The 19,851-nt window shown below is 69.5% G+C and carries 15 protein-coding genes and 2 tRNA genes; 2 read left to right on the top strand and 15 right to left on the bottom strand.

Features of this window, described 5'->3' with window-relative positions; all coding sequences use genetic code 11:
* Window positions 1-10: 10 nt before the first annotated feature.
* From ACFV6D_RS04620 to ACFV6D_RS04555, 14 genes are all read right to left on the bottom strand, one after another.
* A tRNA-Met gene (locus ACFV6D_RS04620) sits at window positions 11-84 on the bottom strand.
* Between the two features lie 142 nt (window positions 85-226).
* Complete coding sequence (locus ACFV6D_RS04615) at window positions 227-4,120, bottom strand: DNA-directed RNA polymerase subunit beta' (RefSeq protein ID WP_380369599.1); 3,894 nt, start codon at window positions 4,118-4,120, stop codon at window positions 227-229.
* A 98-nt stretch (window positions 4,121-4,218) separates the two neighbouring features.
* Window positions 4,219-7,695, bottom strand: a complete 3,477-nt coding sequence (gene rpoB, locus ACFV6D_RS04610; RefSeq protein ID WP_063348939.1) for a DNA-directed RNA polymerase subunit beta — start codon at window positions 7,693-7,695, stop codon at window positions 4,219-4,221.
* Between the two features lie 721 nt (window positions 7,696-8,416).
* Window positions 8,417-8,800, bottom strand: a complete 384-nt coding sequence (rplL, locus tag ACFV6D_RS04605; protein WP_208869184.1) for a 50S ribosomal protein L7/L12 — start codon at window positions 8,798-8,800, stop codon at window positions 8,417-8,419.
* Between the two features lie 84 nt (window positions 8,801-8,884).
* Entirely contained in the window at window positions 8,885-9,448 is a 564-nt protein-coding gene (gene rplJ, locus ACFV6D_RS04600) for a 50S ribosomal protein L10 (protein WP_063348937.1), read from the bottom strand.
* A 365-nt stretch (window positions 9,449-9,813) separates the two neighbouring features.
* Window positions 9,814-10,677, bottom strand: a complete 864-nt coding sequence (locus ACFV6D_RS04595) for a hypothetical protein (protein WP_159398493.1) — start codon at window positions 10,675-10,677, stop codon at window positions 9,814-9,816.
* Window positions 10,678-10,749: 72 nt separating this feature from the next.
* Window positions 10,750-10,932: a hypothetical protein gene (locus ACFV6D_RS04590; protein ID WP_063348935.1), complete on the bottom strand. Its 183-nt coding sequence runs from the start codon at window positions 10,930-10,932 to the stop codon at window positions 10,750-10,752.
* Window positions 10,933-10,971: 39 nt separating this feature from the next.
* Window positions 10,972-11,793 carry a hypothetical protein gene (locus ACFV6D_RS04585; protein ID WP_380489268.1) on the bottom strand — a complete coding sequence of 274 codons (822 nt, stop codon included), beginning with the start codon at window positions 11,791-11,793 and terminating at the stop codon, window positions 10,972-10,974.
* Between the two features lie 111 nt (window positions 11,794-11,904).
* Window positions 11,905-12,690, bottom strand: coding sequence for a hypothetical protein (locus ACFV6D_RS04580; protein WP_380558355.1), 786 nt, complete (start codon window positions 12,688-12,690; stop codon window positions 11,905-11,907).
* A gap of 171 nt (window positions 12,691-12,861) precedes the next feature.
* Window positions 12,862-13,584 (bottom strand): 50S ribosomal protein L1, encoded by a 723-nt coding sequence (gene rplA / locus ACFV6D_RS04575; RefSeq protein WP_063348932.1) that lies wholly within the window; start codon window positions 13,582-13,584, stop codon window positions 12,862-12,864.
* Between the two features lie 77 nt (window positions 13,585-13,661).
* Window positions 13,662-14,096, bottom strand: a complete 435-nt coding sequence (gene rplK, locus ACFV6D_RS04570) for a 50S ribosomal protein L11 (protein ID WP_063348931.1) — start codon at window positions 14,094-14,096, stop codon at window positions 13,662-13,664.
* A gap of 165 nt (window positions 14,097-14,261) precedes the next feature.
* Window positions 14,262-15,158: a transcription termination/antitermination protein NusG gene (nusG, locus tag ACFV6D_RS04565; protein ID WP_079135819.1), complete on the bottom strand. Its 897-nt coding sequence runs from the start codon at window positions 15,156-15,158 to the stop codon at window positions 14,262-14,264.
* A gap of 212 nt (window positions 15,159-15,370) precedes the next feature.
* Window positions 15,371-15,730 carry a preprotein translocase subunit SecE gene (gene secE, locus ACFV6D_RS04560; protein WP_063348930.1) on the bottom strand — a complete coding sequence of 120 codons (360 nt, stop codon included), beginning with the start codon at window positions 15,728-15,730 and terminating at the stop codon, window positions 15,371-15,373.
* A 147-nt stretch (window positions 15,731-15,877) separates the two neighbouring features.
* Window positions 15,878-15,950 (bottom strand) — tRNA-Trp (locus ACFV6D_RS04555).
* A 284-nt stretch (window positions 15,951-16,234) separates the two neighbouring features.
* Here ACFV6D_RS04555 and ACFV6D_RS04550 point away from each other — a divergent pair.
* Both ACFV6D_RS04550 and ACFV6D_RS04545 read left to right on the top strand, forming a co-directional pair.
* Window positions 16,235-17,482, top strand: a complete 1,248-nt coding sequence (locus tag ACFV6D_RS04550; protein ID WP_380369615.1) for a pyridoxal phosphate-dependent aminotransferase — start codon at window positions 16,235-16,237, stop codon at window positions 17,480-17,482.
* A 138-nt stretch (window positions 17,483-17,620) separates the two neighbouring features.
* Complete coding sequence (locus ACFV6D_RS04545) at window positions 17,621-18,655, top strand: adenosine deaminase (protein WP_380558352.1); 1,035 nt, start codon at window positions 17,621-17,623, stop codon at window positions 18,653-18,655.
* Between the two features lie 36 nt (window positions 18,656-18,691).
* On the opposite strand, the gene ACFV6D_RS04540 is transcribed toward ACFV6D_RS04545, so the two are convergent.
* Window positions 18,692-19,735, bottom strand: coding sequence for a UDP-N-acetylmuramate dehydrogenase (locus tag ACFV6D_RS04540; RefSeq protein ID WP_380558349.1), 1,044 nt, complete (start codon window positions 19,733-19,735; stop codon window positions 18,692-18,694).
* Window positions 19,736-19,851: the final 116 nt, after the last annotated feature.

Below are 19,851 nucleotides of genomic sequence, written 5' to 3'. Positions count from 1 at the left end.
TGCTACTGAGTAGCGGGGACAGGATTTGAACCTGCGACCTCTGGGTTATGAGCCCAGCGAGCTACCGAGCTGCTCCACCCCGCGTCGGTAAACACGACTCTACGCGACTTCTGCCAGGGAACCTAATCGCTGCCCCGCAGACCCCCCGGTCCCGGGCCGCGCAGCAGGAACGCCGCAGGGCGGCCACCCCGCGAGGGGTGACCGCCCTGACAGCCGAACGTCGGACTCAGCCGGTGTACGGGCCGTAGTCGTAGTCGTCCAGCGGGACCGCCTGGCCGGAGCCGGCGCCGAAGGGCGACAGGTCGTAGTCGTCGTAGCCGACGGCCGAGTACATCGCGGCCTTGGCCTCCTCGGTCGGCTCGACCCGGATGTTGCGGTAGCGGGGAAGACCCGTACCGGCCGGGATGAGCTTACCGAGGATGACGTTCTCCTTGAGGCCCAGCAGCGGGTCCGACTTGGCGTGGATCGCCGCGTCGGTGAGGACCCGGGTCGTCTCCTGGAAGGAGGCGGCCGACAGCCAGGACTCGGTGGCCAGCGAGGCCTTGGTGATACCCATCAGCTGCGGACGGCCGGAGGCGGGGTGACCACCCTCGGCGACCACGCGACGGTTCTCGGTCTCGAAGCGGCCGCGCTCGACGAGCTCGCCCGGGAGCAGCTCGGCGTCGCCCGACTCGATGATCGTCACGCGGCGGAGCATCTGCCGGATGATGATCTCGATGTGCTTGTCGTGGATCGACACACCCTGCGAGTTGTAGACCTTCTGGACCTCGGCGACCAGGTGGATCTGGACGGCACGCTGGCCCATGATCCGCAGGACGTCGTGCGGGTTGGTGGCACCCATGGTCAGCTTCTGGCCGACCTCGACCGCCTCGCCCTCGCTGACCAGCAGCTTCACACGCTTGGAGACGGGGTAGGCGATCTCCTCGCTGCCGTCGTCCGGGGTGATGACGAGCTTGCGGGTCTTCTCGGTGTCCTCGATCCGCGCCCGGCCGGTGGCCTCCGAGATCGGGGCCACACCCTTGGGGGTACGGGCCTCGAAGAGCTCGACGACACGCGGCAGACCCTGGGTGATGTCGTCACCGGCCACACCACCGGTGTGGAAGGTACGCATCGTCAGCTGGGTGCCGGGCTCACCGATGGACTGGGCGGCGATGATGCCGACCGCCTCACCGATGTCGACCAGCTTGCCGGTGGCCAGCGAACGCCCGTAGCAGAAGGCGCAGGTGCCGACGGCCGACTCGCAGGTCAGGATCGAGCGGGTCTTGACCTCGCCGATGCCGTGGCGGATCAGCTCGTCGATCAGCACGTCACCGAGGTCGGTGTTGGCGGTGGCAAGGAGCTTGCCGTCCACCGTGATGTCCTCGGCGAGCATGCGGGCGTACACGCTGGTCTCGACGTCGTCGGCCTTGCGCAGGACGCCGTCCGCGCCGACGGTGCCGATCGCCAGCTTCAGGCCGCGCTCGGTACCGCAGTCCTCCTCGCGAATGATGACGTCCTGGGAGACGTCGACCAGACGACGGGTGAGGTAGCCGGAGTCGGCGGTACGGAGGGCGGTGTCCGCCAGACCCTTACGGGCACCGTGGGTGGAGATGAAGTACTCCAGCACGGTGAGACCCTCACGGAACGACGCCTTGATGGGTCGCGGGATGGTCTCGTTCTTGGCGTTCGACACCAGACCACGCATACCGGCGATCTGGCGCATCTGCATCATGTTTCCACGAGCACCCGAGTCGACCATCATGAAGATGGGGTTCGTCTTCGGGAAGTTCTCGTTCATGGCCTCGGCGACCTCGTTGGTCGCCTGGGTCCAGATGCCGATGAGCTCCTGCTTGCGCTCGTCGTTGGTGATCAGGCCGCGCTCGTACTGACGCTGGACCTTCTCCGCCTTCGCCTCGTAGCCCTCGAGGATCTGGGGCTTGTTCGGCGGGACGACGACGTCGGAGATCGAGACGGTGACACCCGAGCGGGTCGACCAGTGGAAACCGGACGCCTTCAGGTTGTCCAGGGTCGCCGCGACGACGACCTTGGGGTAGCGCTCCGCCAGGTCGTTGACGATCGCGGAGAGCTGCTTCTTGCCCACCTCGTAGTCGACGAACGGGTAGTCCTCGGGCAGCAGCTCGTTGAAGAGCGCGCGGCCCAGGGTGGTGGTCAGACGGAACGGCTCGCCGTCGAACCAGGCCGTCTGGCCCTCCTCGTCCACCGGCGGGGTCCAGCCGCGCGGCGGGACGGTGCCGGCCGGCAGGCGCAGCTCGATCGGGGCCTGGACGTCCAGCTCGCGGGCGTCGAAGGCCATGACGGCCTCGGCGGTCGAGGAGAAGGAACGGCCACCGCCCTTCACCGTCTCCCGGTCCGAGGTCAGGAAGAACAGACCGAGCACCATGTCCTGGGTCGGCATGGTGACGGGGCGACCGTCGGCCGGCTTCAGGATGTTGTTCGAGGACAGCATCAGGATGCGGGCCTCGGCCTGCGCCTCCGCGGAGAGCGGCAGGTGGACGGCCATCTGGTCACCGTCGAAGTCCGCGTTGAACGCGGTGCAGACGAGCGGGTGGATCTGGATGGCCTTGCCCTCGACCAGCTGGGGCTCGAAGGCCTGGATGCCGAGGCGGTGCAGGGTGGGCGCACGGTTCAGCAGGACGGGGTGCTCGGCGATGACCTCTTCGAGCACGTCCCACACGACCGGGCGGGCACGCTCGACCATGCGCTTGGCCGACTTGATGTTCTGCGCGTGGTTCAGGTCGACCAGGCGCTTCATCACGAACGGCTTGAAGAGCTCCAGCGCCATGGCCTTGGGCAGACCGCACTGGTGCAGCTTGAGCTGCGGGCCGACGACGATGACCGAACGGGCCGAGTAGTCGACGCGCTTGCCGAGCAGGTTCTGGCGGAAACGACCCTGCTTGCCCTTCAGCATGTCGCTGAGGGACTTCAGCGGGCGGTTGCCCGGGCCGGTGACCGGACGGCCGCGACGGCCGTTGTCGAACAGGGCGTCGACGGCCTCCTGGAGCATGCGCTTCTCGTTGTTCACGATGATCTCGGGCGCGCCGAGGTCGAGAAGCCGCTTCAGGCGGTTGTTGCGGTTGATCACGCGGCGGTACAGGTCGTTCAGGTCGGAGGTCGCGAAGCGGCCACCGTCCAGCTGCACCATCGGACGCAGGTCCGGCGGGATGACCGGGACGCAGTCCAGCACCATGCCGTTGGGCTTGTTGGTGGTCTGCAGGAACGCGGAGACGACCTTGAGGCGCTTCAGCGCACGGGTCTTCTTCTGGCCCTTGCCGGTACGGATGATCTCGCGCAGGCGCTCGGACTCCTCCGCCAGGTCGAAGGTCTCGAGGCGGTCCTTGAGGGCCGCCGCGCCCATCGAGCCGGAGAAGTAGGTGCCGAAGCGGTCGCGCAGCTCGCGGTAGAGCAGCTCGTCGCCCTCGAGGTCCTGGACCTTGAGGTTCTTGAAGCGGGCCCACACCTCGTCGAGGCGGTCGAGCTCGCGCTGCGCGCGGTCGCGCAGCTGCTTCATCTCGCGCTCGGCGCCCTCGCGCACCTTGCGGCGCACGTCGGCCTTGGCGCCCTCGGCCTCCAGCTCGGCCAGGTCGGTCTCGGCCTTCTTGGCACGGGCCTCGAGGTCGGAGTCGCGGCGGTTCTCGATCTGCTGGCGCTCGACCGAGACGTGCGCCTCCAGGGACGGCAGGTCGCGCTGGCGGCGCTCGTCGTCGACCCAGGTGATCATGTAGGCGGCGAAGTAGATGACCTTCTCGAGGTCCTTCGGCGCCAGGTCGAGCAGGTAGCCCAGGCGGGACGGCACGCCCTTGAAGTACCAGATGTGGGTGACCGGGGCGGCCAGCTCGATGTGGCCCATCCGCTCACGGCGCACCTTGGCGCGGGTCACCTCGACGCCGCAGCGCTCACAGATGATGCCCTTGAAGCGGACGCGCTTGTACTTACCGCAGTAGCACTCCCAGTCCCGGGTGGGGCCGAAGATCTTCTCGCAGAAGAGTCCGTCCTTTTCGGGCTTCAGGGTGCGGTAGTTGATGGTCTCCGGCTTCTTGACCTCGCCGTGCGACCACTGGCGGATGTCGTCGGCGGTGGCCAGGCCGATGCGGAGCTCGTCGAAGAAGTTGACGTCAAGCACTGGTCGTCAAGCCCTCTTTCGTAAGTCGAGAGTCGTTCATGTGGTCTGAGGGGGGCCTGGGGGCGGGCCGGCTGCTCGGGCAGCCGGCCCAACCTCCGTCAGACCTCTTCGACGCTGCTCGGCTCGCGCCGGGACAGGTCAATGCCGAGCTCCTCGGCGGCGCGGAACACGTCCTCGTCGGAGTCCCGCATCTCGATGGACTGGCCGTCCGAGGACAGCACCTCCACGTTGAGGCAGAGCGACTGCATTTCCTTGATGAGGACCTTGAAGGACTCGGGAATGCCGGGCTCGGGGATGTTCTCGCCCTTGACGATGGCCTCGTAGACCTTCACACGGCCGAGGACGTCGTCGGACTTGATGGTGAGCAGCTCCTGCAGCGCGTAAGCAGCGCCGTACGCCTCAAGGGCCCACACCTCCATCTCACCGAAGCGCTGACCACCGAACTGCGCCTTACCACCGAGCGGCTGCTGGGTGATCATCGAGTACGGACCGGTCGAACGGGCGTGCAGCTTGTCGTCGACCAGGTGGTGCAGCTTGAGGATGTACATGTAGCCGACCGAGACCGGCATCGGGAACGGCTCGCCGGAGCGGCCGTCGAACAGCCGGGCCTTGCCGGTGGAGTTCACCAGGCGCTCACCGTCACGGGTGAGGGTGGTGTTGTCCAGCAGGCCGGTGATCTCGTCCTCGCGGGCGCCGTCGAAGACCGGGGTGGCGAGGTTGGTGCCGCCCTGGACGGTGTCGGCGCCGATCGCCTGGAGGCGCTGGGCCCACTCGTCGGCGAGGCCGGAGACGTCCCAGCCCTGCTTGGCGAGCCACCCGAGGTGGATCTCCAGGACCTGTCCCGGGTTCATTCGGGACGGGACACCCAGCGGGTTGAGGATGATGTCGACCGGGGTGCCGTCCTCCAGGAACGGCATGTCCTCGACCGGCAGGATCTTCGAGATGACGCCCTTGTTGCCGTGACGGCCGGCGAGCTTGTCACCGTTGGTGATCTTGCGCTTCTGGGCCACGTAGACGCGGACCAGCTGGTTCACGCCCGGGGGCAGCTCGTCGCCCTCTTCGCGGTCGAAGACGCGGACGCCGATGACCTTGCCGGACTCACCGTGCGGCACCTTCAGCGAGGTGTCGCGGACCTCACGGGCCTTCTCACCGAAGATCGCGCGGAGCAGGCGCTCCTCCGGGGTCAGCTCGGTCTCACCCTTGGGCGTGACCTTGCCGACCAGGATGTCGCCGGTGACGACGTCGGCGCCGATGCGGATGATGCCGCGCTCGTCGAGGTCGGCGAGGACCTCCTCGGAGACGTTCGGGATGTCCCGGGTGATCTCCTCGGGGCCGAGCTTGGTGTCACGGGCGTCGACCTCGTGCTCCTCGATGTGGATCGAGGAGAGGACGTCGTCCTGCACGAGGCGCTGCGACAGGATGATCGCGTCCTCGTAGTTGTGACCCTCCCACGACATGAACGCCACGAGCAGGTTCTTGCCGAGGGCCATCTCGCCCTCGTCGGTGCACGGGCCGTCGGCCAGCACCTGGCCGGACTCGACCCGGGCGCCCTCGTCCACGAGCACCTTCTGGTTGAAGGCGGTGCCCTGGTTGGAGCGGGTGAACTTGGCGGCGCGGTACGTGGTGTACGTGCCGTCGTCGTTGGCGACGGTGACGTAGTCGGCCGAGACCTCCTGGACGACACCGGCCTTCTCAGCGGTGATGACGTCCGCGGCGTCGACGGCGCAGCGGTACTCCATGCCGGTACCGACCAGCGGAGCCTCGCTCTTCAGCAGCGGCACCGCCTGGCGCATCATGTTCGAGCCCATGAGCGCGCGGTTGGCGTCGTCGTGCTCGAGGAACGGGATCATGGCGGTCGCGACCGACACCATCTGGCGCGGCGAGACGTCCATGTAGTCGATCTCGGTGCCCGGGATGTAGTCGATCTCGCCGCCACGGCGGCGGACCAGGACACGCGGCTCGGCGAAGGTCAGCTCCGCCGTCAGCGGGGCGTTGGCCTGCGCGATGACGTAGCGGTCCTCCTCGTCGGCCGTGAGGTAGTCGACCTGCTCCGTGACGACACCCTCGATGACCTTGCGGTACGGGGTCTCGATGAAGCCGAAGGCGTTGACCCGGCCGTACGAGGCCAGCGACCCGATCAGACCGATGTTCGGGCCTTCGGGGGTCTCGATCGGACACATGCGCCCGTAGTGCGAGGGGTGCACGTCACGGACCTCGAAGCCGGCGCGCTCACGGGAGAGACCACCGGGGCCGAGGGCGGACAGACGGCGCTTGTGGGTCAGGCCCGACAGCGGGTTCGTCTGGTCCATGAACTGCGACAGCTGGCTGGTGCCGAAGAACTCCTTGATGGAGGCGACGACCGGCCGGATGTTGATCAGGGTCTGCGGCGTGATCGCCTCGACGTCCTGGGTGGTCATGCGCTCGCGCACGACGCGCTCCATACGGGCGAGACCCGTACGGACCTGGTTCTGGATGAGCTCGCCGACGTTGCGCAGGCGACGGTTGCCGAAGTGGTCGATGTCGTCGACCTCGACCACGATGTCGCGACCGGTCTGGTCGTTCCACTCGGTCTCACCGGCGTGCAGCTTCACCAGGTACTTGATCGCACCGATGATGTCGGGCTCGGTGAGCACGCCGGAGTCCAGCGACTCGGCGTTGCCCAGCTTCCGGTTGACCTTGTAGCGGCCCACCTTGGCGAGGTCGTAGCGCTTCGGGTTGAAGTACAGGTTCTCCAGAAGCGTCTGCGCGGCCTCGCGCGTCGGCGGCTCGCCAGGACGCAGCTTGCGGTAGATGTCCAGAAGCGCGTCGTCCTGGCCCTGGGTGTGGTCCTTCTCCAGGGTGTTGCGCATGGACTCGTACTCGCCGAACTCCTCGAGAATCATCTCGTTGGTCCAGCCGAGCGCCTTGAGCAGCACGGTGACGGACTGCTTGCGCTTGCGGTCGATGCGGACGCCGACCATGTCGCGCTTGTCGATCTCCATCTCCAGCCAGGCACCACGCGAGGGGATGACCTTGCAGGAGTAGATGTCCTTGTCGGACACCTTGTCCAGGGTGGAGTCGAAGTACACGCCCGGGGAGCGGACCAGCTGCGACACGACGACACGCTCGGTGCCGTTGATCACGAACGTGCCCTTGTGGGTCATGAGCGGGAAGTCGCCCATGAAGACCGTCTGAGACTTGATCTCACCGGTCTCGTTGTTGGTGAACTCGGCCGTGACGAAGAGCGGAGCCGCGAACGTGAAGTCGCGGTCCTTGCACTCGTCAATCGAGTTCTTCGGCGGCTCGAAACGGTGGTCGCGGAAGGTCAGCGACATCGACCCACTGAAGTCCTCGATCGGGGAGATCTCCTCGAAGATCTCCTCCAGACCGGACTTGGTGGGGACGTCCTGACCGTTCTCCAGCGCCGCCTCGACCCGGGACTTCCAGGCCGCATTGCCGAGCAGCCAGTCAAAGCTCTCGGTCTGCAGGGCCAGGAGGTTGGGGACCTCGAGGGGCTCCTTGATCTTCGCGAAGGAGACGCGGAGCGGGGCGGTGGATGCGGCGGAATTGTTCGAGGCGTTGCGCGGCGCGGCCAAGAGGGGGGTCCTTCCGAGGGCTCGGAGCTCACTACGCGCGTACCAGCCGGGCCTTCACGGGCTTGGTCCCGCCTCCCTCGCCACTGGCCTCCGCCGGGATCGGAATCCCAGGTCAGAGCCGCTTTGCGGAGGCGATGCCAGACCCCTTCAGGGCAACGCAAACTCCGGGCGACGAGTCACGGAGCAGCTAACAGGCAGCGCAAAGGGACAGTGTAGCCAAAGGGCACACTGCTGTCCAGCTCTGATTCGGAAACCGAATCGGAGACTCCTCCCGGTAGCCGGCGGACGCGAACGCCCACCGGGTACTGCACCGGCCCGGGCACTGCCCGGGCCCCATAACTCACGTGGAGTCATTTCCCGCCTGAGCCACTGGTTATGCATCCAGTGGCAAACCAACCGGGCGGACTCGCGCCTTGAGAATCGCGCGCCTCGCCGGGTTCGTCAAGGGCCCGCAGGCGGTGCGGACCTCGACCCGTCCATCGGCCGGACGCCCCCCGGCGTTACAGAAGCCGTGGTGGGGGCCACCGTCGATGACGGTGATCACCATACCCGTCCGCACCGACGCTGCCGAGTGGGCTCTCGGCCACACCGGCGCGTCCCGGCCGCGGAGCGGTCCCAGGGCCGTCCAGGGCCGTCCAGGGCCGGAAACGCGAAAAAGCCGGGCCGACCACCCACAAGGGTGATCGGCCCGGCTTCAGGCCCCCTCAGAGGGGGCGAGAAGTCACTTGACGGTGACCTTGGCGCCGGCACCCTCGAGGGCGGCCTTGGCCTTCTCGGCAACGTCCTTGGCAACCTTCTCCAGGACCTTGGCACCAGCGGTGTCAACGAGGTCCTTGGCCTCCTTCAGGCCGAGGGAGGTCAGGGTGCGCACCTCCTTGATGACCTGGATCTTCTTGTCGCCGGCACCATCGAGGATGACGTCGAACTCGTCCTGCTCCTCGACGGCCTCAACGGCGGCCGGGCCACCGGCGGCGGCAACGGCGACCGGGGCGGCGGCGGTGACGTCGAACTTCTCCTCGAAGGCCTTCACGAAGCCAGCGAGCTCGATGAGGGTGAGGTCCTCGAACTGCGCGAGCAGCTCGTCCTGGGACAGCTTCGCCATGATGGCGTCCTTCCACTAAATCGGCAGGTGATGCCGTATGTACGGGTGGGGCGGGCACGGGCCCGCAGCGAGGCGTGAGCCTGCCGATTACTCGGCGGCGGCGTCCTCGGCGGCGGGAGCCGGCGTACCGGCACCGCCCTGCTCGACCTTGTCGCGCAGCGCGTCCACAGTGCGGACGAGCTTCGACGGCAGGGCCTGGAAGAGCGCGGCAGCCTGGGACTGCTTGGCCTTCAGGGCACCCGCCAGCTTGGCGAGCAGCACCTCGCGGGACTCGAGGTCCGCGAGCTTCTTGATCTCATCGGCGGACAGCGCCTTACCGTCAAGGACACCGCCCTTGATGATGAGAGCGGGGTTCTCCTTGGCGAAGTCACGCAGAGCCTTCGCCGACTCCACCGGGTCACCGGTGACGAAGGCGACAGCCGTCGGACCGTTGAACAGGTCGTCGAGCTCCGAAATCCCGGCCTCGTTGGCCGCGATCTTGGTCAGCGTGTTCTTCACCACGGCGTACTCGGCGTTCTCGCCGAGCGAGCGACGCAGGGTCTTGACCTGCTTCACCGAGAGACCGCGGTACTCGGTCAGCAGCGCCGCGGAGGAGCCACGGAACTTGTCCGTGATCTCGGCGACGGCAGCAGCCTTGTCGGGCCTTGCCATAGGCTTACGCCTCCTTCCGTGATGTCGAAATCCGGCCGACCGCGAAAGTCGACCATTCACGCCTCGAACCAACCGGACGGAAGGAAAGCCTGCGGAAAGCAGATGAGCCCCGATGCGCAGGGCGCACGGGGCTCGAAACGACCTCAACGGATGTTCGCGCGAACGCGGACCCGGAAGTCGAAGCTCCAGACACACCTGCGCGGGCTGCCTGCGACGAAGCGCAGATCCTTCGGCCACCGAATCCCTCGCGAGCACGGTGACAACCAGCGGTCTTTGGCTTCGGTAACAGTAACCGGACTCCGCCGTCCGGGGCAAATCGCCCCTGAACGGCCGATGCCCGCCGGGCCGGCCGCGCCGGACGGGGCTCAGCGGGCCAGCGGGGAGACCGTCCGGGGCCCGGTGTCCACGGTGTCCGTCTCGGCCGGGGCCTGCACCGAGAGCAGGGCGCCGGCGAAGTCGGAGTAGAGCACCGAGTCGTCCGCCCGGCCGCTGTCACCGCTGCCGGTGCGCTGGAGCCGGACCAGCTGGTCCTTGTCGTTGAGCCAGAGGTCCACGGTGAGCGAGATCGAGCCGCCGGGGGCCAGCGCGGCCCGCAGGCCGTCCCGGCGGGCCTGGGTCAGCTGGGTCTGGGCGGCGGCGTAGCGCTCGGCGGTGGTGGTGATCCGGTAGTGCTCGACCGTCGAGTCGTCGAACCTCTCCTCGCCGATGAACCGGGGGTCCACCCCGTCGGCGGTGGCGGCGGCCAGCGCCTCGACCGGGTTCAGCAGGTCGATCAGCCCCGCGTACGGGACCTCCCGGTGGCCGTCCGGGTCCGGCGGGACGGAGAAGCGCTCCCAGTGCCGGCCGCCCTGGCGGGCCGCGGTGGCGGCGTCGCCGCCCTGGTAGGCGACGGTGTCCACGACGATCAGCTGCTCGGCGTCGGCCGGGGTGGAGCGCTTGATCTGGAGCGCCGTCTTGGGCTGCCAGAACAGCGGCCCGGCCCCGGCGTCCGCGCCCAGCCGGTAGCTGACCTTGGCCCGGCGGGCGGTCTGCATCGCCAGCTGGGCGGAGACCAGGACGCCGTGCGGCGAGCGGTCGCTGGGCTTGGCCGCCTCGGTCGACGAGGAACTGGTCGGGGTCGGGCTGCCGGAGGGCGTGGACGGCGCGCCGCCACCCCCGCCGCATCCGGCCAGCCCGCTCGCCAGCAGGACGACCGCGGCCAGCGCCGCCAACCGCCGTCGTCCTGCCATCGTCTGGTCCCCTCTCGCCCGGGCGCCGCGTCGGCGGCTTTCGTTCCGGCCACCTTGCCACCCTGACCCGGATCAGCCGGTGGCGCCCCCCTTGCCGAGCTTCGCCAGCTCGGCCAGTTCCACCGTGTCGGCCGCGCCCGGCACCGCGGCGGTGACCGGCGTGCCGTAGTCCGAGTAGAGGACGGTGGACTTGAACGCGCCCGCCTTGGTGTCGCCGGTCGCGCTCCGCTGGACGACCAACTGGTCGGCGTCCACCCAGAGGTCTCGTCGGCTCCGGTGCGCGGGCTCGGCGGATCAGCCGAGCAGTTTGAGGAGGTCGGTCTCGCTGCCGAGGTCGGTGGCGGCGGGGGCGTCGATCTTCGCGGCCTTGCCGAGGTCCGCGTACTTGACGGTGACGGCGTCGTGCTCGCCGTTCTTGTCCCCGTACTCCTGGTACTGGACGAGTTCCTGCCGGCCGTTGAGCCAGAAGTCGATGGTGAGGGTCCTGCCGTCCTCTTCCAGGGACTTCTGGACGGCCGTGCGCTGGCCGGCCGTGAGCGCTGGCATGGCGGCCACCATGGCGGAGGCCTCCTCGACCGCCCGCAGGTGGGTGACCTGGACGCCATCGAGGCTCTCCTGGCCGACCTTGGCGGGCTTGCCGCTCTGTGCGGCGAGCCCGAGCTGGGCGACCGGGTTGAGCAGTTGGCTCATCAGCAGGACGCCGTTGCCGAGTTCGTTCGAGGCGGGCAGCTTGATCCAGTGCTTGCCGCCCATGGCTGCGGCCTCGCTGTCGCCGCCGCCGAGGTAGCCGTCGGTCCCGATCACCCGGAACCGGATCTTCTTGGTCTCGACCTCGCCCGTCAGGTCGACGGCCGCCCGGTTCGGGTCCTTCCAGTCGGCGTCACCGCTGCCCGCGGTGTGGGTCGAGCCGTCCGGGGAGATCATGGTGACCTTGCCGTTGCCGGCCTTCTGCATCACCAGGGCGGAGGCTGCCAGCGCGGCCTTGGGGTCTCCGGTCAGCGCCGCGGCCGCCGCGTCGCCGCTCTTGGCGTCGCCGCCCTTGCTGCCGCAGGCGGTGACGGCACCGAGCAGCACGGCCGCGATGGCGACGGTCGAGGCGAGGCGCGTAGCGCGCATGGAGTCCCCCGTGAGATCCGAACGATCCGATGAAGAACCGATTTTCGGCTTCTTCTCACGCGGACTCTAACGGATCGCCAGATCCCCCACGCGCCGAACAACCCCCTCCCGTCACCCGGCTTCGACAGGGGGCGCGTCACCTTCTCCGGGGGTCGAGACATCCGTCGTGGTCACCGTGGTGCCGTCGCTCCCCCGGGCCGTCTCACGCAGTCGCAGCAGCCGCTCGTCGGGCCCGACCCAGACGTCGTAACCGATCGCCGACACCCCTCGCCGGCCGTACCAGTCGACCACCGCGGCGAGCCGTGCCGGGGTCAACTCCTGGTCCGCGCCGAAGTATTCGGCCACCGGCGTGGAGCCCTGGTAGTGCGCCACGGTCATCCCGGCCAGCTGCTCGCCGCCGAGCGAGCCGAGCTTCCCGGCCTGCGCGATCTTGTACGCGCGGCTGCCCGGGTTGGTGACCAGTGCGGTCATCCAGCCACCCGCGTAGCCGCCCGGGCCGGTGGTCGCCCGCGGATCGAGCGACTCGGCGCCGTCCCGGTCCGCGTGCTTGGGCGGGGCGCCCTGGTAGCTGAGGTCGAGTGCGCCGTCCCGCAGGGTCAGCTGCCCGGCGCCCTGCTCGTCGGTGACGCTCAGAGCGCCCTCGTCCCGGGTGCCCCAGACCAGGGTGCCGCTCGCGGTGCGGCGGCCGGCCGGGCCCTCCTCGACCACGTCGATCCGGGCGCCGCCGGCGTCGTCCAGCGCCTGGGCGGCGGCGAGCACCACCTGCCGGGGCGGTACGGGCGCGGGGTCGCCGTCGGGGGTGCGGGTTCCCGGGGCGGCCAGCAGGCTGCACCCGGTGGTGGCACCGATCAGCAGCAGGGTGGCCACCGCGGCGGCGGGGCGAAGGGTGGGCGGCACGGCACGCTCCGACGGTCACACGTTCTGCACATGATCTGACCGGCAGAGCGTACGACGCTTCGGGCAACCGTTCCCATCCACCCCTATTCCGATCCGGAAACGACGGCGGGCCCGCACCCCCGGTGAAGGGGGTACGGGCCCGCTGTACAGACTGCTTCAGAGCCGATCGGCTCAGACCGCGGCCGGGTCCTCTTCGACGAAGAGGTTGCGGGTGCGGTTCGGGTCCACGGGGATGCCGGGGCCGATCGTGGTGCTGATGGCGGTCTTCTTGATGTAGCGGCCCTTGGCGGCGGACGGCTTGGCGCGGAGCACCTCGTCCAGCGCGGCGGCGTAGTTCTCGACCAGCTGCTCGTCGGTGAAGGAGGCCTTACCGATGATGAAGTGCAGGTTCGAGTGCTTGTCGACGCGGAACTCGATCTTGCCGCCCTTGATGTCGTTGACAGCCTTGGCGACGTCCGGGGTAACGGTGCCGGTCTTCGGGTTCGGCATCAGACCACGGGGACCGAGCACGCGGCCGAGGCGGCCGACCTTGCCCATGAGGTCCGGGGTGGCGACGACGGCGTCGAAGTCCAGGCGGCCCTTGGCGACCTCGTTGATCAGCTCGTCGGAGCCGACGATGTCGGCGCCCGCAGCACGCGCGGCCTCGGCACGGTCACCGGTCGCGAAGACCAGGACCCGAGCGGTCTTACCGGTGCCGTGCGGGAGGATCACGGTGCTGCGGACCATCTGGTCGGCCTTGCGCGGGTCGACGCCCAGACGCATGGCGACCTCGACGGTGCCGTCGAACTTGGTGGTGCTGGTCGCCTTGGCGAGGCGGATGGCCTCGAGGGGGGCGTAGAGGCGGTCGCGGTCGACCTGAGCGTCCGCGGCCTTCAGAGCCTTGCTGCGCTTCACTGCTGCTCCTGAATGGTGATGGGAGTCGTGGTATCACGGGCCTGCGCAGGCCCTACCACAGGGACGAAAAGAGCTGGTCAGCCCTCGACGGTGATGCCCATCGACCGGGCGGTGCCGGCGATGATCTTCTCCGCCGCGTCCAGGTCGTTGGCGTTCAGGTCGGGCATCTTGGTGGTCGCGATGTCGCGGACCTGGGCGCTGGTGAGCTTGGCGACCTTGGTCTTGTGCGGCTCGCTGGAGCCCTTGTCCACACCGGCGGCCTTCAGGATGAGGCGCGCGGCCGGCGGCGTCTTCGTGATGAAGGTGAAGGAACGGTCGTCGTAGACCGTGATCTCCACCGGCACGATCATGCCGCGCTGCGACTCGGTCGCAGCGTTGTAGGCCTTGCAGAACTCCATGATGTTGACGCCGTGCTGGCCCAGCGCGGGGCCGACCGGCGGCGCCGGGTTGGCCGCACCGGCGTTGATCTGGAGCTTGATAAGCCCCGTGACCTTCTTCTTCTTGGGAGGCATGTCTCTCCGGGTCCTTCCGAGAGGTGAGTGCTGGTGTGTGCGGAACCGGGGCGACACCCGGCCGCCAACACACACATCGAACCAGGCTAACGCCTTAGCGCCGCTGGACCAAAACGGATCCGGGGCAGGGCCCTCGGCCCCGCCCCGGATCCGAAGATTGTGGGACTAGTTCTTCTGGATCTGGTCGAAGGAGAGCTCGACCGGGGTCTCCCGGCCGAAGATCTCGACCAGGCCCTTGACCTTCTTCGAGTCGGGGTTGATCTCGTTGATGGTCGCCTGCAGCGTCGCGAACGGACCGTCGGTGACGGTGACCGAGTCGCCGACCTCGAAGTCCAGCACCTGGATCTCGCTCGGCTTGATCGGCGAGGGCTTGCCGGCCTCCTTGGCCGCCTGGCGCTCGACGTCCGGGGCGAGCATCTTGACGACCTCGTCCAGGGTCAGCGGGTACGGGTCGTAGGCGTTGCCGACGAAGCCGGTGACACCGGGGGTGTTGCGCACGACGCCCCAGGACTCGGGGGTGAGGTCCATGCGCACCAGGACGTAGCCGGGGAGCTTGTTCTGGCGGATGGTCTTGCGGTCGCCGTTCTTGATCTGGACGACCTCCTCCTGCGGCACCTCGGCCTGGAAGATGTACTCCTCGACGTTCAGCGAGACGGCGCGCTGCTCCAGGTTCTGCTTCACCCGGTTCTCGTAGCCGGCGTAGGTGTGGATCACGTACCACTCGCCCGGCATGAAGCGCAGGTCCTCGCGGAACTTGGCGACCGGGTCGACCTCGACGGTCTCCTCAGCCTCGGCCTCCTCGGCGTCGGCGTCCTCGGCGTCGGCCTCGGTCTCCTCGGCGGCGGGCTCCACGTCGTCCTCCACGTGCAGCGCCGCCTCCTCGGCGGGCTCGCCGGCCTCGGCCTCGTCGTGCGCCTCGACCTCGTCCTCGTCGCCGTCCACGGCGTCAACGATCTGCTCGGCGGACTCGGCTTCGTCAGCCAGCTCGGCCGCGTCCAGCTCGGCGGCGACATCCGCCTCGCGGACGGTCTCGTCGGCGTCGTACAGGGGGGACTCAGACACGGTGGCTGCTTCTTTCCTGGAGATGGTGAAGGTGGCGCGCTCCGGGGCCGGCTCCGGCGGGCTGCCGCTCGCGCGGGCGCCAGGAGAGGACTCGGAGACTTCAACAGTACCGAGTCCACGGTAGCGGCCGCGTACGTCCGGCGCAGACAGCACGACCCGGGCCGAAGATTCGGCCCGGGTCGGGAGACTGCTACGGAGGTGGGACGGCCAGGTCAGCCGAAGACCAGGAGGCTCAGCTTGGAGAGGCCGTAGTCGAGGCCGGCCACGAAGCCCATCACGACCACCACGAACACGACGACGACGGTCGTGTACTGGGTGAGCTCGCTACGGGTGGGCCAGACGACCTTGCGCAGCTCGGCGATGATCTGGCGGTAGAACAGGCCGATTCGGGCGAACGGGCCCATCTTGCCGCGCTTGCCGGACTTCTTGTCACCGGCGCGGGCGGCGCGCTTGCGCTCGCGGCGCGAGAGCGACTTGTCCTCGCCCTCCGCGGGCGTGGTGTCGGCAGCGCCGTCGGCCCCCTCGGGGTTGCCGCTCTCAGGCGTTGCGGTGGAGCCCGTGGTCTCCGTCACTCGTCCTCACCTGAATCCGGGTCCGGCCGAGCGGCTCGCGCCCGATGGGGCACGAACGGCCGGCTACAAGCGGTGCTGATTCGGAGCCCTCTCCGCATCAAGCCCGCTCGCTCTGCGGAGCGAACGGGCTGAAAACGGATCAAGCAGCAGGGCAAGAGGGACTTGAACCCCCAACCGCCGGTTTTGGAGACCGGTGCTCTACCAATTGAGCTATTGCCCTACGGGGTCTCGCGACTCCGTAGCGACCAACCTACCGCATCTCCCCCCGCTGTCTGCACAGCTGGTGAAGCTCCGGTTCTTTTTCGGCGGGCCGTCGAGCAGTGAGCATACGTGGTCGAGGGGTGTTTGGTCGAACCTCTTCTTCCGGGGGAACCGGTTGTCCGGCATATGTCCGGCATGCCCGCATGATCACCGGCGGATCGGCGGGCGCCGCCATGTGGACGGTCCGGTACGGATGGTGAAACCGCGATGCCCGGTCCGTCCCGGTTCTGCGACGATGCAGACATGAGCGCTTCCACCCCGCAGCCCGACCGTTCCATCCGCCCCGCCGACCGCCGGGTCTCCGCCCGGATCGGTGCGATCGCCGAGTCCGCGACCCTCGCCGTGGACGCCAAGGCCAAGGCCCTCAAGGCGGCCGGCCGTCCGGTGATCGGCTTCGGAGCCGGCGAGCCCGACTTCCCCACCCCGGACTACATCGTCGAGGCGGCCGTCGAGGCCTGCCGCGACCCGAAGAACCACCGCTACACCCCGGCGGGTGGCCTGCCCGAGCTGAAGTCCGCGATCGCCGCCAAGACGCTGCGCGACTCCGGCTACGAGGTGGACGCCTCCCAGGTGCTGGTCACCAACGGCGGCAAGCAGGCGATCTACGAGGCGTTCGCCGCGATCCTGGACCCGGGCGACGAGGTCATCGTCCCGGCCCCGTACTGGACCACCTACCCGGAGTCGGTCCAGCTCGCCGGCGGCGTCCCGGTGGAGGTCGTGACCGACGAGACCACCGGTTACAAGGTCTCGGTCGAGCAGCTGGAGGCCGCCCGCACCGAGAACACCAAGGTGGTGCTCTTCGTCTCGCCGTCCAACCCGACCGGCGCGGTGTACACCGAGGCCGAGGCCGAGGCGATCGGCCGCTGGGCGCTGGAGCACGGCCTCTGGGTGCTCACCGACGAGATCTACGAGCACCTGGTGTACGGCGACGCCTCCTTCACCTCGCTGCCGGCCCTGCTGCCCGAGCTGGCCGACAAGTGCATCGTGGTCAACGGCGTCGCCAAGACCTACGCGATGACCGGCTGGCGGGTGGGCTGGGTGATCGGCCCCAAGGACGTCATCAAGGCCGCGACCAACCTGCAGTCGCACGCCACCTCGAACGTCTCCAACGTCGCCCAGCGCGCCGCGATCGCCGCCGTCAGCGGCGACCTGGCCGCGGTGCACGAGATGCGCACCGCCTTCGACCGCCGCCGCAAGACCATCGTGCGGATGCTCAACGAGATCGAGGGCGTGTACTGCCCCGAGCCGGAGGGCGCCTTCTACGTGTACCCGTCCGTCAAGGGCCTGCTGGGCAAGGAGATCCGCGGCCGGCGCCCGCAGAGCTCCGGCGAGCTGGCCTCGCTGATCCTGGACGAGGCCGAGGTCGCGGCCGTCCCGGGCGAGGCCTTCGGCACCCCCGGCTACCTGCGGTTCTCCTACGCGCTCGGCGACGCCGACCTGGCCGAGGGCATCGGCCGGCTGCAGAAGCTGCTCGGCGAGGCCCGCGACTGACACCCGCCGGCGCCCGCTGACGTCCGCTGAAGGCCGCTGACACCCGCGCTTCACGTCGGGTACCGCCCTCTTTCACCCCTTCGGGGGACGGAAGGAGGGCGGTTCCCGTTTGGGGGTCCGATGCGGCAGTATCGGCGAATGGAACGCCTGTTGAATCCGCGAGACGTCAGGGACCTCCCGAAGGCCCACCTGCACCTGCACTTCACCGGCTCGATGCGGCCCGCCACACTGCTGGAGCTGGCCGACAAGCACGGCGTCCGACTGCCGGAGGCGCTCAGCTCCGGCGAGCCGCCGCAACTGCGGGCCACCGACGAACGCGGCTGGTTCCGCTTCCAGCGCCTGTACGACACCGCCCGCTCGGTGCTGCGGGACGAGGAGGACATCCGCCGGCTGGTCCTGGAGACCGCCCAGGACGAGCGGCGGGACGGCTCCCGCTGGCTGGAGATCCAGGTCGACCCGACCTCGTACGCGCCCCGACTGGGCGGGCTGATCCCCGCGCTGGAGCTGATCCTGGACGCCGTGGAGAACGCCGCCACGGCCACCGGGGTGGGCATCCGGGTGCTGGTCGCGGCGAACCGGATGAAGTCCCCGATGGACGCCCGGACGCTGGCCCGGCTCGCCGTCCGGTACGCCGACCAGGGCGTGGTCGGCTTCGGCCTCTCCAACGACGAGCGGCGCGGCCTCGCCCGGGACTTCGACCGGGCCTTCGAGATCGCCCGCAAGGGCGGGCTGCTGGCCGCCCCGCACGGCGGCGAGCTGGCCGGGCCCGAATCCGTCCGGGACTGCCTGGACGACCTGGGCGCCGGCCGGATCGGCCACGGCGTCCGCGCCGCCGAGGACCCCCGGCTGATGGAACGGCTGGCGGACCGCCAGATCACCTGCGAGGTCTGCCCCTCCTCGAACGTCTCGCTCGGCGTCTACGAGCGCCCCGAGGACGTCCCGCTGCGGCGGCTGTTCGACGCCGGCGTGCCGCTGGCCCTGGGCGCGGACGACCCGCTGCTGTTCGGCAGCCGGCTGGCCGCCCAGTACGACCTGGCCCGCGACGTCCTCGGCTTCGGCGACGCCGAACTCGCCGAGCTGGCACGGCAGTCCGTCCGCGGCTCGCGTGCGCCGGAGGCCGTCCGCAAGGAACTGCTGGCGGACATCGACACCTGGCTGGTCAGCACCACCTGAGGCGTGCCTTGTGGACCAGGCCGACCCCGGACAGGCCTAGAGCTTGACGCCGATCATCACCGGCTCGTTCACCAGCTCGACCCCGAAGGCCTCGCGGACGCCGTCCCGGATCTCCCGGGCCAGCGCCAGCAGGTCCTCGGCGGTGGCCGCGCCACGGTTGGTGAGCGCCAGGGTGTGCTTGGTGGAGAGCGTCGCCGGGCCGCTGCCGTAGCCCTTGCCGAAGCCGGCCCGGTCGATCAGCCAGGCGGCCGAGGTCTTGGTGCAGCCCTCCGGCGCCGGGTAGGCGGGGGCGTTCTCGGTGCCCGGGCGGGTCCGGAAGGACTCGTACTGGGCGGCGGTGAGCACCGGGTTGGTGAAGAAGGAGCCGGCCGACCAGGTGTCGTGGTCCGCCGGGTCCAGCACCATGCCCTTGCCGGAGCGCAGCCCCAGCACCGCGTCGTGCGCCCGCTCCAGCGGCACCCGCTCGCCCTGCTCGACGCCGAAGTGCCTGGCCACCTCGGCGTACTTGACCGGGGTGGAGAGCCCCTCGTGGTCGGCCAGGGCGAACCGCACCCGCAGCACCACGTAGCGGTCCGGCTCGGCCTTGAACCGGCTGTGCCGGTAGGAGAACGCGCACTCGGCGTTGGGGAGCGTGACCACCTCGCCGGCCGTGCGGTCGTAGGCGACCACCTCGGTGATCGACTGGGCGACCTCCTGGCCGTACGCGCCGACGTTCTGCACCGGGGTCGCACCGGCCGAGCCGGGGATGCCGGCCAGGAACTCGACGCCCGCCAGGCCGTGCTCGCGCACCGCGCGGGTGACCGCCTCCGACCAGACCTCGCCGGCCGCCAGCTCCAGCACGGTGCCGTCCAGGGCGAAGCCGGTGGTCGCGATCCGCAGCACGGTGCCGGGGAAGCCGGCGTCGCCGATCACCAGGTTGGAACCGCCGCCGAGGACCAGCAGCAGCTCGCCGGCCTCGTCGGCCGCGCGGACGGCGGCGATCACCTCGTCGTCGGTGTGGGCGGTCACCAGGCGGCGGGCCGGGCCGCCGAGCCGGAGCGTGGTCAGCGGGGCGAGGGGGGCGTCGTTTTCTACCAGCACGCCCACCAGCGTACGGGGGGGGGGGGGGGGGCCCCGCCCCCCCCCCCCCCCCCCCCCCCCCCCCCCCCCCCCCCCCCCCCCCCTGGGGGGCGGAGCGCGTGGAATGCGGGGGCGCG

The sequence above is a fragment of the Kitasatospora sp. NPDC059812 genome, from assembly GCF_042732075.1.
Classification (GTDB): domain Bacteria; phylum Actinomycetota; class Actinomycetes; order Streptomycetales; family Streptomycetaceae; genus Kitasatospora.
This window is presented reverse-complemented; position numbering and strand designations above follow the sequence as displayed.